The sequence below is a fragment of the Streptomyces sp. NPDC012637 genome (assembly GCF_042954805.1).
Lineage (GTDB): Bacteria > Actinomycetota > Actinomycetes > Streptomycetales > Streptomycetaceae > Streptomyces.
Genome location: NZ_JBIBDS010000006.1, coordinates 224,791 through 238,707 on the forward strand (window position 1 = coordinate 224,791; position 13,917 = coordinate 238,707).

Below are 13,917 nucleotides of genomic sequence, written 5' to 3' on the forward strand. Positions count from 1 at the left end.
GGCCGTGACGCGCGGTGGGACGACATGCCGTGGGCGCTGTGCGGCGGGGTGACGACGGCCTGAGCGCGCTGTCGTCGGCCCGCCGTGCCTGCCGGGCGCCGCAGCGCCCCGGCAGGCACAGCGGGCCGACGTCCACTGCGAGTGGGGCGAACCGTCGGCCCGGCTGCGCCGGGCGCGCGACGCCGGCCGCGTCAGCGGGTGGGGTTGGCCGGGGCCTCGGGCAGCATGCCCTCGCGCAGTCGGGCGAGGCTGCGGGCGAGCAGCCGGGAGACGTGCATCTGGGAGACGCCGAGCCTGGCGCCGATCTCCGACTGCGTCAGCTCCTCCACGAACCGCAGGTGCAGCAGCAGCCGGTCGCGCTCGTCGAGGAGTTCGACGAGCGGCGCGAGCGTGTGGAAGTCCTCGAAGAGCTCGATCGCCGGGTCCTCCTCACCGATGAAGTCGGCGAGGGACGCGTCGGCGTCCTCCTCGTCACCGCTGCCGAGAGCGGCGTCGAGGGAGGAGGTGTTGTAGCCGTTCGCGGCGATCTGGGCCTCGATCACCTCGTCCTCGGACAGGTCCATCCGCTCCGCGAGTTCCGCGACGCGCGGTGCCCGGCCGAGGCGCGAACTCAGCTCGTCGTTGGCCTTGGCCAGTTCGACGCGGGCCTCCTGGAGGCGGCGCGGCACGTGCACGGCCCAGGTCGAGTCGCGGAAGAACCGCTTGATCTCGCCGACGATGTACGGCACGGCGAAGGTCGCGAACTCCACCTCCCGGGACAGGTCGAAGCGGTCGATGGCCTTGATCAGGCCGATGATCCCGACCTGGACGATGTCCTCCATCTCGTCGCTGCGGGCTCGGAAGCGGCCGGCCGCGTACCGTACGAGCGAGGTGTTCATCTCGATGAGGGTGTTGCGGACGTACTGGTGACCTTCCGTCCCCTCCTCCCGCCGTGCCAGCTCCTGGAAGAACACCTTCGACAGGGTGCGCGCATCCTGGGGCGCGACCTCGTGAGGAGCCTCGAGCACGGGCAGGTCGCTGGGCGTGCCGTCTGCCACGGCCGCCTTCGTCGTCGCCTTGACCATCTCGGTCCGCACGGGGACAACCTCCTGTTTCTCGCCGGACGTTCGCTTGTGGCGGATCGCCTACCCCGCCTGAGCGCTCGCACGCGTACCGGTTCGCGATTGTCGGTTCCCGCTCACGGATCGCGCCGGATATGCCTTCTGACGGTCCGCCAGTCAGGACATCGCGCATCTTTTCGGACTCGACGGGAAGGCGGGACATGCCGGAACGCGAGGTGAGGGAGGAAGGAGCCCATGATGACCACGAGGGGCGATACCTCGCCCGGGGTCCGTACGCCGGCGGAAGCTCGGCGGTCGATCCGCCGGGCTCTCGCCCCCGGCACCTCGGCACCGTCCCCGCAGGTCGACGACCTGCTGCTCGTGGCGAGTGAGCTGGTGACGAACGCGCAGCGGCACGGCGGCGGGGTCACCGGTTTCGCCCTGGACGTGCGCAAGGGGAGTGTGGCCGTCTCGGTCAGCGACGCCAGCAGGTGCCCGCCGCGCCGCCGAAGCCGGACGCGGGATCTGCGACCCGGCGGCTACGGCTGGCCGATCGTGCTGCGGTTGTCCCGTGAAGTGACGGTGGACGTACGGCCCGACGGCAAGACGGTGCGCGCGGTGGTGCCGCTCGACCGGTGACGCGGACGCTCCCGGCGCGCGGCGCCCGGGGTCACCACCAGTAGGCGGGATACCTCGGTGCACCCTTGCGGATCCGGGAGACCGCGAACTCCATCAGGACGAGCACGACCGTGGCCCCGAACAGGAGCGGTACGAAGCGGGCCGGGGCGGGCGACTGCAGGACCACCACCACGGCGGTCGCGCAGGCGGGCGAGTGCGGGGTGCGGGCGAGATGGGTCAGGGCGAGCGTGACGCCGGCCGCCACGGCGGCGGCCCAGGCGCTGGCGCCCGCCACGGCCAGCGTGGTGTAGCCCGCGGCGGCGGCGAGCAGGTGGCTGACGACGACGCTGCGCGGCTGGGAGAGCGGCAGGGTCGGCGCGCTGTGCACCAGCGCGGCGCTGGCGGCCAGCGGCGGTATCAGCACGGGCTCGTGGATCACCGCGCCGATCGCGACCAGACCGAGCAGGACGAGGGTGACGGCCCCGACGCTGTGGAACGCCGCCGCGGGCGCCGGACGGGCCGGGGGACGGCGGGGAGCGCTACGGGTCTTGGTCGCGGTGCCGGACGCGGACGCGGTTCCGGATACGGTCGCGGTTCCGGATACGGTCGCAATCCCGGATACGGCCGCGGACCCGGTCCCGGTTCGGGCCGAGGTCCCGGCTCGGGTCGTGGTCGGGGTCCTGTCCGCTGCGGGTATGACGGTGTCGGCGTTGGCGTTGGTGTCGGTGTCGGTGCTCATGGTGGGGGTGTTTCCGGGCAGGCGGCCTCGGGCCGGCGGGAGGCAGGATCAGCGGGCAGGCGTACGAGCCCTGTGGTCGACAGTCGGCCCGCCCTCGCGCCCACGCCCGCGCCGCCCGGATAGGGGCGACACGACCACGTCGATTGTATACAAATCGTTGAAAGCGCTACGGTCCGGGTCCGGCGCCGGCGCCCGGGCCGGCCCGGGCAAGGGCCGGAGGCGGCCTGTGGGAGGGTGAGGCCGTGACTTCGACCGAGACGGACGACCGCGCCGTTCAGCCCGCCGCCCAGCAGACCGCACAGCCCCTCGTGGGCACCGACCGGGTCGTCCTCGGCTGTATGGGGCTCGGGGGCGGCTGGGACCCGAGCCCCTGGGAGACCGCCGACGTCGACGCCGCGGAGGCGGTGATCGAGGCGGCGCTGGAGAGCGGGATCACCGCCTTCGACCACGCCGACATCTACCGGCACGGCAAGGCCGAGGCCGTGTTCGGCGAGGTCCTGGCCCGGACCCCGGGCCTGCGCGAGCGGATCACGCTGCAGTCGAAGTGCGGGATCCGGCTCGCCGACGGGGACCGGCCCGGCATGTACGACCTGCGCGGGCCCAGCATCGTCCGCCGGGTCGAGGAGAGCCTGGACCGGCTGCGCACCGACCACCTCGACGTGCTCCTGCTCCACCGGCCCGACCCGCTCGCCGACCCCGCCGAGATCGCCGAGGCCCTGGAGTCCCTGCACCGGCAGGGACTCGTGCGGCGCTTCGGCGTCTCCAACATGAACGCCGCCCAGATCGCACGCCTGCAGGACCGGCTCGCGCTGCCGCTGGTCGCGAACCAGATGGAGATGAGCCTGCTGCGGCGGGACTGGCTGGAGGACGGCGTGCTCGTCAACACCCCCGCGTCGGCCGCCGTGGGCTTCCCGGCGGGCACGGTCGAGCACTGTCTGAGGCACGGGATCACGCTGCAGGCGTGGGCCCCGCTGGCCCAGGGCCGCTACACCGGGCGTCAGGAGACGCCCGAGGAGCATGCCACGGCCGCGCTGGTCGCGGAGCTCGCCGAGGCCAAGGGCACCACTCCGGAGACCATCGTCCTGTGGTGGCTCCAGCGTCATCCCGCCCGGATCACCCCGGTCGTCGGCACCACCAACCCGGCGCGCGTCCGCGCCTGCCGGGACGCCGCGACCGGCGACCCGGCCGCACTCGGCCACGAGGAGTGGTACCGCCTGTGGATCACCGCACGCGGCGCAGCCCTGCCGTAGACGTCGCCCTGAGACCTTGCCGTAGGCATCGCCCTGGCGCTCTGTCGTAGGCACCGCTCTCCGCAGCGGCGACGCCCATCGCACGACCGCCCGCTCTCCACGCCCACCACCGAGGAGTCCGTCCCCATGACCGACGCCGACGCCCCCTCCTACGAGCTGCTCGCGGGAGCGCCGGACTCCCCCGTGCTGCTGCACGTGCCGCACTCCTCGCGTGTGGTGCCCCCGGAGGTGCGCGCCGGCATCGTCCTCGACGACGCCGGACTGGAGCGGGAGCTCGACCACATCACCGACGCCCACACCGAGGCGATCGCCTCCGTGGCCGCGGCGTCCGCGGACACGGCGCCCTGGCGGTTCGTCAACCGGCTCTCCCGGCTGGTCGTCGACCCCGAGCGGTTCCCCGACGAGCGCGAGGAGATGCTCGCGGTCGGGATGGGCGCCGTCTACACCCGCACCACGCACCGCGCCGAACTCCGTCCGCGCGGCTTCGACCCGGCGCCGCTCGTCGAGCGGTACTTCACGCCGTACGCGGAGGCCGTGACCCGGGCCGTGGACGAGCGGCTCGCGGCGACCGGCCGCGCGATCATCGTGGACGTCCACTCGTACCCGACGGCAGCGCTCCCGTACGAGCTCCACGGCGACGGCCCACGCCCGCCCGTCTGCCTCGGCACGGACGCGTTCCACACGCCGCCCGCGCTGCTCGCCGCCGCCCGGCGCGCGTTCGCCGGCTTCGGCGGGGTCGCCGCGGACAGTCCGTTCGCGGGCACGTACGTGCCGCTGGCGCACTACGGGAAGGACCCTAGGGTGGGCGCGCTGATGGTGGAGATCCGCCGCGACCGCTACATGACCGAGCCGGGCGGCCCGGCGGGGCCGGGGGCACGCGCCCTCGGGGTCGCGCTGGCCGCCCTGGTGGACGCCGTGACCGACGAGGTCCTCGGAAACGGCGGAACCGGGCCCCGGACGTAAAATGGTGGGGTGAGCACACACAGGTACGAGCTGGTGTTCTCCGACGGTGCGGGCGAGGTCCGCGACGTCGTGGTCGTCGAGCGGACCGCCGCCAGCGGGCCCGGCGGGCATCCCGTGTACGCCGATCCGACGGGCATCATCCGGGCCGAGATCAGCGACCACGACGAGGTGCGGGTGCTCGCCTCGGGCGGCCACCAGGAACCCGCCCAGGGCGTCGTCGCCCGGCCGCTGCCCGAAGCGCCGGACCCCGGCGTTCCGGACGTCGCCTAGGGCCCGGTTCCTTCAGGGCGGGCGGGGCCGGAGCAACAGCGGCGTCCGGTGCGGTGCGTCGCAGGGCCGGACAGGCCCTAAGCTGCCCGGATGACCAGTTTCGACCCCTCATCCGCTGCCGAGCAGTCCGCCCCGCGCTACGTGCGCGTGAACATCGAGCTCATCGCCGAGATCACCGACGAGCAGGCCCTGCGGGCCGCCGCGCTCGAGCAGGTCCGGGAAGACACCTACATGGACGACGCCGAGCGCGCCGAGTCCGTGGAGGCCATCGAGATCGACCCGTCCGGCTCCCTGGCCCACTTCATCGATCCGGTGGCCCTCCTCGGCTCCGTTCCCGGCGTCGAGCTCGCCTCCGCCACCTGGGAGTCCGCGCGGACCGAGTACGACCCGGACGACGAGACCTGGGAGGAGCACGACCTGGGCTGAGAGACTCCCCGCCCGGGGCCCGACCGCGCGGTGCCCGACTCGACCGGAGCACCGCGCGCCTGGTAGGAGAACCTCTGCACGTTCGTTTCGCTAGGGGGCAGCATGAGGCCGCTGGAAGCCGGGGACCCGGAGTCCGTCGGGGACGGAAGATACCGGTTGGTCGGACGGCTCGGCCAGGGTGGCATGGGCGTGGTCTATCTGGGCCGCTCCCGCTCCGGGCGGGCGGTCGCCGTCAAGGTCGTACGGCCCGAGCTGGGCACGGATCCCGAGTTCCTGCGCAGGTTCGCCCAGGAGGTGGCGGCGGCTCGGCGGGTCGGCGGGTTCCACACCGCTCCGGTGGTCGACGCGGACCCCGACGGGCGCCCGGCCTGGCTGGTGACCGCGTACGTGCCCGGGCCCACGCTGCGGACCGTGCTCGACGAGGTGGGCGCGCTGCCGGCGGACACCCTGAGCGTGCTGGCCGCCGGACTCGCGGAGGCCCTGGAGGCGATCCACCGGGCCGGCGTGATCCACCGGGACCTGAAGCCCGCGAACATCGTCGTCGCCGAGGACGGTCCGCGCGTCATCGACTTCGGCATCGCGCGGGCCCTGGACGGCACGACCGCCCTCACCCGGACCGGGCTCCAGGTCGGCACCCCGGGCTATCTCGCGCCCGAGCAGCTCACGGGCGGCGCGATCACGCCGGCCGTCGACATGTTCGCCCTCGGGGTCGTGCTGTGCCAGGCGTCCGGCGGCTCGCCGTTCGGCGAGGGCGGGTCCGCGGCCTGGCTCTACAAGGTCGTGCACGAGGAACCGGACCTCGGCGCCGTCCCCGAGATCCTGCGGGCGCAGGTCGCCGCGTGTCTGGCCAAGGACCCGGCGCGACGGCCGACACCCGCGGCGTTCCTGGACGGTCTGACGATCCGGTACCCGGCGGACGGCAGCTGGCTGCCGGACGACGCGACGGTGCTGCTCGCCACCGCGCCGGGGGACGCCACCACCGCCCTGACGCCAGACGCGGACGCGACGGACCGGCCGGCGCAGACGGACCGGCCGCAACAGACGGACCGGCCGCAACAGACGGAGCAGACCGACCAGAGCGAGCAGACGGAGCCGACGGGCCACGACGCCCCGCCGGAAGCCGCACCGCGTCCCCAGCCGGCACCCGCACCCCAGCCGGAGCCGACACCCGCACCAGGGCCCGGGCCCGACTACAAGCCCGTGCCGGTACCCGCACCCGATCCCGATTCCGAGCCCGTACCCGTACCCGTACCCGTACCGACTGTTCCCGTCCCCGTACCCGTCCCGGTCCCCGCCCCCGTACCGACCGCCGTACGCCCGGAAGTCACCGTCCCGGACATGCCCGTGCCCGGCACCGGACCCGTCGTACCGCCGGAGCGTCCCGAGCCGCGTCCCCGGCGGCGCGGGCTCCTGATGGCGGTCGGGGTCGCGGTGTGTGCGGCGGCGGTCGCGGGCGTCGTCATCTGGGCGCCGTGGAAGGGCGATCCCGGCGATCGGGCGGAGGGCGGGCAGGGGAGCGGCGGGCCGTCCGCGGGTGCCACTCCCGGCGCGTTCCCGACGGCTCCGCTCCTCGTACGCCAGGACGTCGCCCCCGGCTGGCCCCAGGAGTGCCACGGTGTGATCGCCGTGCGCCCCGCGGCGACGGACTCGCCACGGCAACTGGTGGAGAACGGCACCGACGGAGCTGACGGCACGTGCGACATGCTGCCGCAATGGGCGCCGGACCGCGGCTCGTTCGCCTTCACCCGCAAGTCCTCCGAAGGCGCCGCGGTGTGGACGGCGAAGGCGGACGGCAGCGGTGCGCGGCGGGTCGCCGCCATCGCCGGGGGCCGGGTGTCGTGGTCGCCGGACGGCACGCGCCTGGCGGTGCTGCGCGTGCAGGACGGCGTGCAGCAGCTGTACGAGGTGACGATTGCCGACGGCTCGGTCCGGCAGCTCACCCATGGGGAGGGCCGGGTGGAGGATCCGGCGTGGTCTCCGGACGGGACGCGGATCGCCGTGTGCCTGGAGGTGGGGAAGGACAACTGGCAGGTCCATCTCGTGGACCCGGCCGATCCCGAGCGCGCGCCGCGCCAGGTGACCCGGCTGCCGCACCCCGCTCTCGACCCGGCCTGGTCGCCGGACGGCCGAAGCTTCGCGTACACCGCCGGCACGTACCGGGGCGCGACCAAGGGGGACATCCGTCTGGTCGGCTCCGACGGCACCGGTGACCGGGCGCTGGTGGCGACCGCGGACCACGAGATGGACCCGGCGTGGTCGGCGGACGGACGCTGGGTGGCGTTCGTGCGCGGTCCGTACGAGGAGCCGGTCATCTGGGCGGTGCGGGCGGACGGCACGGGTGAGCGCCGGCTGACGACCGGCGACAAGCCCGAGGCCCACCCCGCCTGGCGCTGACGACCGCTCCCCTGCCCGGAGCCCCGGCGGCGACGCGGCGGCGGTACGGGCCCCGGGACTCCTGCCCGTACCGCCGCCGTGAGACCTCGCGGCCCGGCCTGCGACGACTCAGCTGGTGATGGAGAAGGCGTCTCCGTAGACGCTCCAGTACAGCGGGGTGTTGAGGTCGAAGTTGTTCTCGTTGAGGAAGCGGCGCTGGGCGGTGCTCACGCGGGTGGTGTCGCTGTGCGCCTCCTCCTTGCGCATCTCCTCCTCGCGCGCGTCGAGGAAGGCGTGGAGGTAGGCCTTCTCGTCGCCGCCGCGCGAGGGCGGGAGCGCCCGGGACAGGGCGACCGCGCGGATGGAGCGGAAGCCGTCCTCGCCGTGCATCACGGCGGCGTCGTAGTAGGCGAACTGGCCGAGCGCGCGCAGCCCGTCGGTCTTCGCCTGGGAGACGGCGGGGTTGAAGTAGACCCGGTCGCGCTCCTCCTCCTGCGTCTGCCGGAACACGCTGTCCTGGGCGGCCTGGCGCCAGGCGTTCGGGAAGCCGGGGTCGAGGCCTTCGTGGGAGTCGGTGCCGTTGACCGCGCGCAGGGCGGGCAGGTAGGAAGCCAGCGGGTTGCCGGGCTTCTTGGCCGTGTACCGCTCGACCAGGTCGAGCATGTCGCCGGTGCCGGAACAGAAGCCGACGATGCCCGCCGTGTAGCCGCGGCCGTCGTCGATGTCCTCGATGTACGCGAACTGGGCGCGCCAGTCGAGGGAGGAGTTCTCGAAGGAGGAGACCAGCTTCATGGCGATCTCCTTCTTGGCCGGGTCGTCGAGGCCCGTGCCGGGGGCCGGCGGCGTGGTGGTGCCGCCGTTGTACGCCTCGACCTCCCAGAGCGAGTAGCCGTACGGGGTTCCCCGCTGGGTCCCGAAGACGCGCAGGTAGCGGCCGGTGCCGTTGACGGCGAGGTCGTCGGTGCCGCCGTCGCCGGTCGTGGTCGCGTAGACCTGGCGCCAGGAGGAGCCGTCGTCGGAGAGCTCGACGCGGTAGGCCTTCGCGTATGCCGCCTCCCACTTGAGGACGACGCGCTTGACGGCGGTGCCGGCGCCGAGGTCGATCCGTATCCACTGGTTGTCGACGCCTTCGGCGCTGGCCCAGCGGGTGGTGGTGGAGCCGTCGACGGCCTTGGTGCCGGTGAGCGAGCTGGTCTCGTTCGACGAGGTGGTGACGGGCCGCCCCTGGGCGAGGTTCCCGGCCGCCGCACTGGCGGCGGGCACGAGACCGGACAGGGCGGGCAGCAGCAGCCCGGTCGCGGCACCGACGACGAGAGCGGCGGCGCGACGGCGGCGCCGCCGGAGCGCGGTGACGGTGTCTCGGGTGTCGACGGTAGGGGCGGTGTTGATGGTGGGGGGCATCTCGCTTCACTTTCCCGGGCGGTCGCGTGTGGTGCGGCGGTCCCGTGTTCAGGCGGACGGGTTCCTGAGCGAAGAGAACAGTTAGGAAAGCTTCCTAACATGCGCAGTGAGAGTATGAGGAGCCTTGGGACCGCGCAAGAGGGTGAACGACAAAGGCAGTTGAAACCCGTCGCCGGGCCGCGCCGGTGATCATGACCGGTCGGCCGGGCGGTAGGGTCGCGGGCGGGTCGTCGCAGGTGGCGGCATGGTGATGCGGGGGTTGTGTGAAGCGGGCCGTGGTCATGGGCGGGAGCTACGCGGGGCTGTTCGCGGCCCGGGTGCTGAGCGACTTCGCCGAGGAGGTCGTCGTCCTGGAACCCGACGACATCGGTGGGGACGGGTCGGGATCCCGGGTCCCGCAGCGGCGGCAGCTGCACGCCCTGCTCGCGCAGGGACACAGCCAGCTGGAGCGCTGGTTCCCCGGCGTCACCGCCGAACTGGTCGCGGACGGTGCCCGCATGGGCGAGGGCGACGACGTCCGCTTCTACGTCGACGGGCGGCTCAAGGCGCCCGCCGACGGGCAGCGGATGCTCGGGGCCAGCCGCCCGCTGCTCGACGCGGGGGTGCGCCGCCGGGTCGGCGCGCTCCCCAACGTACGGATCGTGCGTGCGCAGGCCCGCGGCCTGGTCCTGGACGGCGGCCGGGTCCGCGGCGTGACCACGGCGGAGGGAGAGGTCGTCGACGCCGGGTTCGCCGTCGACGCCACGGGCCGCTCCAGCCGGCTCGGCCACTGGCTGGAGGATGCGGGCTGGGAGCGTGCGCCGGTCGGCAGGATGCGGATCGACCTCGGCTACGCGACCGCCTCGTTCCGGCGCGGGGACGAACTGGGCACGACCGTCATCGCCCACTCCACGCCCGGCCCGCAGAGCGACTACCAGCCCGGACTCACCGAGCCCGGCGCGCTCGCGGCCGTCGAGGGCGACCGCTGGTCGGTGGTCCTCGCCGGCTACGCGGACCACCGCCCGGGCACCGATCCCGCCGACTTCCTGGCCCGCATGCGGCGCTGCGTGGAGCCACTGCGCACGGTCGCCGACGTGTGCGAGATGACCGGCGAGGTGGACGCCTTCCGCTTCACCGAGAGCGTCCGCCGCGACTACGCGCGCCTCGGCCGCCTCCCCGGCGGCCTCGCCGTGGTCGGCGACGCCCTCGCCAGCGTCAACCCCGTCTACGGGCAGGGCCTCACCCTGGCCGCCCTGCAGGCGAACTCCCTGGCCGCTCACCTGCGTTCGGGCGCCGCCTGGCACGAACCCGCCTGGGGCTACTTCCGCCGGGCGGAGGTCGTGGTCGACGCCGCCTGGCAGTTGTCGACCACCGCCGACCTCGCCCAGCCGCACGTCACGGGCCCCTACCCGCCGGGCTACCGGCTGCTGCGCTGGGCGGGCGACCGGCTCACGGAGGCGTCCGTGCTCGACTCCGCCGTCAACACCACGTACACGAACGTGCTCAACCTCATCGAGCACCCGCGCGCCCTCACCCGGCCCGCCCTGCTGCTGCGCGCGGCCCGGGTCCTGCTGGCCTCGGGGGGCCGGGTGTGAGCACGGCCGGGATGCCGCGCGTGAAGGTGCCGGGCGGTCCCGCGCTGCTGCTGCGGCCCTGGGCGTACGAGGACGTCGACGCGCTCGTACGGCACCACCGTGACCCGCTGATGCGGCGGTGGCTGGCGACCCGTCTGGCGGACGCGGAGGAGGCGCGGGCCTGGGTGGCGGAGCAGCACCGGGGCCGGCGTGCCGGTTCGCGCGTCGCGTTCGCGGTGGTCCAGGAGGACGCCTCGGGAGCGGGCGAGCCGCTCGGCCACGTGGCGTTCACGGCCGCGGCGGACGCGGTGCGCGTCGGCTACTGGACGGCGCCCGCGGCGCGAGGCCGCGGGATCGCCTCCCGCGCTCTCGCGCCGGCCACCGCCTGGGCGGCCGGCGCGCCGGACAGCCCGTTCGCGGGCCGCCGGTTCGAGCTGGTGCACGCGCTGGGCAACGAGGCCTCCTGCCGTACGGCTCTCGTCGGCGGCTTCCCCGCCGGAGGCACGCTCGCGGCGGATTCGCCCGGGCGTCCGCGGTCGATGCACCTGCACCTCTGGGCGGGAGAGGCCGCCGGGTCAGGTGCCGTACGGGAAGCGGGCTGAGGCGGCCGCGCGGGAGGAAGGACCGCAGGGCCACGAGCCCTGCGGAACGGGGACCAGCCCGGCGGGAACAGGGACCAGCCCGGCAGGAACAGGGACCAGCCCGGCAGGAACAGGGACCAGCCCGGCGGGCCGCGCCGGGGCGGCACGGCCCGCCGGGGCGGGTGGTCAGAGGCGCTGCCAGAGCGCCGGGACGTTCGGCGGCTCCCAGCCCGTCTGGGCCTGGTGTCCCTGGAGGCAGCGGTAGCTCGCGCCGCCGTAGGTGACGACCGCGCCGGCCGCGTAGACCGTGCCCGCCTTCCAGGTGCCGCCCGGCTCGGGTTCGCCGGGGCCCGGACCGGGGTCGGATCCGGTGGTCTTCAGGGTCAGGCCGTAGTTCTGCAGGATCGGGTTGAGCGGCTGGAAGAAGGTCGTGCCGCCGCTGGAGCAGTTGCCCGAGCCGCCCGAGGTGACGCCCTGCGCCTGGCTGCCGGAGATGTACGAGCCGCCCGAGTCGCCCGGCTCGGCGCAGACCGTCGTCCGGGTCACGCCGGAGATGGTCCCCTCCGGGTAGGTCACGCTGGTGTTGTGCTGCTGGATGGTGCCGCAGTGCCAGCCGGTGGTCGAGCCGGACCGGCACACGGACGCGCCGACGGGCTGCAGCACGGACCCGGTGACCTGCACGTTGACCCCGCCGGAGCCCTTGACGTAGGGAGTGGCGGTCCAGTTGGTGTTGGCGGCCACCCAGGCCATGTCGTTGCCGGGGAAGACCGAGGCCTGGAAGGTGCCCTGGGCGACCTGGTTGAAGCCGGTCGTGGCGGTGCCGGCGCGCCCGCAGTGACCCGCGGTGGCGAAGCCCTGGGTGGTGCCCCGTGTGACGGCGAAGCCCACGGAACAGCGGCCGCCGCCCATGTAGTAGGCGTCGCCGCCGCGGATGTCGTACAGCGGCCGGGGTGCCTCGGCGGTGCGGACCACCGTGACGAGAGCGCGCGGCACGCCCGTCGCGGCGAGCAGCCGTGCGGCGGCGCCGGGGCGGGTCTCCTCGACGACGAGGCGGTTGGAGCGGACGTCGACGTAGCGGACGGGAGCGTCGGCGCCCGCCGCTCCGTCGAGGCTGTCCTTGGCGCGTTCCAGGGCGGTCAGGCCGTGCGGCACCAGGCGGGCCCGGGCGCCCGCGGCCCGTATCGCGGGCAGGTCGGCGGCGCGGGTCGTGGCCACGGTGAGCGTCGCGGACTCGGGGCCGTCCACCCAGGCGCCGGCGAACGCGTCGCCGAGCCCCTGGCGGACGCGGGCGGCGGTGGCACCGGCCTCCGCCTCGTGGGCGAGCCGGCTGAGCGCCTGGGTACGGCTCAGGCCCAGGTCGCGGCGCATGGCCTGGAGCAGCTCGGGCGGTGCGGCGTGCGCGCCGAGCGCGTCGGCCGCGGTGCGGACGGCCGGCCCTGTGGCGGGTGGGGCCGCGGTGGGCGCCGCGGCGGTGGCGGGAGCGGCCTGGAGGGCGGCCAGGGCCAGTCCGGCGGCGGCCAGCACGGTGCCGGCCGTGCGGACGGAGCGTCGGAGCATGCGGATCTCCTCGGTTTGGTGGGGGACTGTCGAAACCGTAGGAATCCCGCCGCCGGTGCGGGAGTCGTCAGTCCGCCCCTGCCATCGCGTTATGGCCCCTCGTGACACTGCGGGCCCCTCGTGGCCCCGCAGTGGGCCTCGCATGGCCCTGCAGGGGCCTCTCATGACCCTCGCTCATGGCCCTCGTGGCCCTCAGGGCTCTCATGGCGCCGTCGGCGCCGGGAGGCGCGCCGCGCTGCGTGACAGGGCGTCCGCGTGCGCCGCGCGGGCGTGGGCGAGAACGTCGGGCGCGCGGCTCGCGGCGCGTCCTTCCGGGTGCCAGCCCAGCAGATGACGCCAGATCAGCGGGTTGCCGACGAGCGGCCTGGTGACGAGCCCGGGCGTGGCGGGGAAGGTGGCCCGGCACAGTCCGACGGCCCGGCCCACCTGCACCAGATGGACGCAGGAGGCGGTGTCCGTCTCGTACACGCAGACCGGCGTGAAGCCGGACCGCACGCACGCGGCGGCGAAGCAGTCACCGAAGCAGCCGTCGCCCGGCACGTCGGTCCACGCCTCCGCGGCGAGTTCGGCGAGGTCGACCTCGGAGCGGGACGCGAGCGGGTGACCGACCGCGAGCATCACGTGGACCGGGTCGCGCGCGACCTCCGTCCAGGCGAGCCGCCCGGCCTCGGGCGGACTGCTCTCGCCGCAGACCCCGACGAGGGCGAAGTCGAGCCGCCCTGCGGCGACCCCGCCGGCGATCTCCCGCTCCGACCAGGAGGTGTACGTGGTGACCGGGGCCCCCTGCCCCGCGTGGGCGAGCCGGTCGACCAGGCCGCCGAGCAGCGGCCCGTGCGTACCGCCGAGCCGGTGGCCGGCCGCGCCCTCGCGCGCGAAGCGGACCGCCTCCTCCTGGAGTTCGCACACGGCGGGCAGCACGACCCGGGCCCGGTCCAGGACGAGGTCACCGAGCGCGGTGGCCCGCACGCCGTCCCTGCCACGCTCGAACAGCGTCCCGCCCAGGGCCCGTTCGATGCGCTTGAGCTGGGCGCTGAGCGCGGGCTGGGCGAGGCCGAGCGCGGTGGCGGCCCGGGTGAGGCTGCCGGCGTCCGCGATGGCCCGGATCGTCTTGAGGTGCCTCAACTCCAAGTCCATGCACCGAGCTTG

Annotated in this window: 12 protein-coding genes and 2 pseudogenes; 8 read left to right on the forward strand and 6 right to left on the reverse strand. The window is 74.5% G+C overall.

Annotation, left to right across the window (positions count from 1 at the left end):
* Positions 1-191: 191 nt before the first annotated feature.
* Positions 192-1,064 carry a SigB/SigF/SigG family RNA polymerase sigma factor gene (locus ACFY8W_RS24270; protein WP_391109654.1) on the reverse strand — a complete coding sequence of 291 codons (873 nt, stop codon included), beginning with the start codon at positions 1,062-1,064 and terminating at the stop codon, positions 192-194.
* A gap of 231 nt (positions 1,065-1,295) precedes the next feature.
* Between ACFY8W_RS24270 and ACFY8W_RS24275 the strand changes: the two genes are divergently transcribed.
* Positions 1,296-1,679 (forward strand): ATP-binding protein, encoded by a 384-nt coding sequence (locus ACFY8W_RS24275; protein ID WP_391108822.1) that lies wholly within the window; start codon positions 1,296-1,298, stop codon positions 1,677-1,679.
* A 31-nt stretch (positions 1,680-1,710) separates the two neighbouring features.
* Here the strand turns inward: ACFY8W_RS24275 and ACFY8W_RS24280 are convergent, their stop codons facing one another.
* Positions 1,711-2,397, reverse strand: a complete 687-nt coding sequence (locus ACFY8W_RS24280) for an HPP family protein (RefSeq protein WP_391108825.1) — start codon at positions 2,395-2,397, stop codon at positions 1,711-1,713.
* A gap of 242 nt (positions 2,398-2,639) precedes the next feature.
* Here ACFY8W_RS24280 and ACFY8W_RS24285 point away from each other — a divergent pair, with 242 nt between their 5' ends.
* The 5 genes from ACFY8W_RS24285 (at position 2,640) to ACFY8W_RS24305 (ending at position 7,700) form a co-directional block, all read left to right on the forward strand.
* On the forward strand, positions 2,640-3,647 hold the full coding sequence (locus tag ACFY8W_RS24285; protein ID WP_391108828.1) for an aldo/keto reductase: 1,008 nt from the start codon (positions 2,640-2,642) through the stop codon (positions 3,645-3,647).
* Positions 3,648-3,773: 126 nt separating this feature from the next.
* Positions 3,774-4,610, forward strand: coding sequence for an N-formylglutamate amidohydrolase (locus ACFY8W_RS24290; RefSeq protein WP_391108831.1), 837 nt, complete (start codon positions 3,774-3,776; stop codon positions 4,608-4,610).
* Between the two features lie 9 nt (positions 4,611-4,619).
* A complete protein-coding gene (locus ACFY8W_RS24295) occupies positions 4,620-4,880 on the forward strand; it encodes a DUF6296 family protein (protein WP_391108834.1) in 261 nt (86 codons plus the stop codon).
* Positions 4,881-4,970: 90 nt separating this feature from the next.
* Positions 4,971-5,306, forward strand: a complete 336-nt coding sequence (locus ACFY8W_RS24300) for a hypothetical protein (protein WP_391108837.1) — start codon at positions 4,971-4,973, stop codon at positions 5,304-5,306.
* Positions 5,307-5,462: 156 nt separating this feature from the next.
* Complete coding sequence (locus tag ACFY8W_RS24305) at positions 5,463-7,700, forward strand: protein kinase (RefSeq protein ID WP_391108840.1); 2,238 nt, start codon at positions 5,463-5,465, stop codon at positions 7,698-7,700.
* A gap of 108 nt (positions 7,701-7,808) precedes the next feature.
* On the opposite strand, the pseudogene ACFY8W_RS24310 reads toward ACFY8W_RS24305, so the two are convergent.
* Both ACFY8W_RS24310 and ACFY8W_RS24315 read right to left on the reverse strand, forming a co-directional pair.
* A pseudogene (locus tag ACFY8W_RS24310) lies at positions 7,809-8,516 on the reverse strand (chitosanase); the annotation flags it as partial.
* A 48-nt stretch (positions 8,517-8,564) separates the two neighbouring features.
* Positions 8,565-9,080 (reverse strand): annotated as a pseudogene (locus ACFY8W_RS24315) (discoidin domain-containing protein); the annotation flags it as partial.
* Between the two features lie 263 nt (positions 9,081-9,343).
* On the opposite strand from ACFY8W_RS24315, the gene ACFY8W_RS24320 reads away from it, so the two are divergent.
* Positions 9,344-10,654 (forward strand): FAD-dependent oxidoreductase, encoded by a 1,311-nt coding sequence (locus ACFY8W_RS24320; RefSeq protein WP_391108843.1) that lies wholly within the window; start codon positions 9,344-9,346, stop codon positions 10,652-10,654.
* Positions 10,651-11,235 carry a GNAT family N-acetyltransferase gene (locus ACFY8W_RS24325; RefSeq protein WP_391108846.1) on the forward strand — a complete coding sequence of 195 codons (585 nt, stop codon included), beginning with the start codon at positions 10,651-10,653 and terminating at the stop codon, positions 11,233-11,235. Before ACFY8W_RS24320 ends, ACFY8W_RS24325 begins: the two co-directional genes overlap by 4 nt.
* 165 nt (positions 11,236-11,400) lie before the next feature.
* On the opposite strand, the gene ACFY8W_RS24330 is transcribed toward ACFY8W_RS24325, so the two are convergent.
* Both ACFY8W_RS24330 and ACFY8W_RS24335 read right to left on the reverse strand, forming a co-directional pair.
* Positions 11,401-12,771, reverse strand: a complete 1,371-nt coding sequence (locus ACFY8W_RS24330; protein WP_391108849.1) for a carbohydrate-binding protein — start codon at positions 12,769-12,771, stop codon at positions 11,401-11,403.
* A gap of 201 nt (positions 12,772-12,972) precedes the next feature.
* Positions 12,973-13,905, reverse strand: coding sequence for a LysR family transcriptional regulator (locus ACFY8W_RS24335; protein WP_391108852.1), 933 nt, complete (start codon positions 13,903-13,905; stop codon positions 12,973-12,975).
* Positions 13,906-13,917 lie beyond the last annotated feature (12 nt).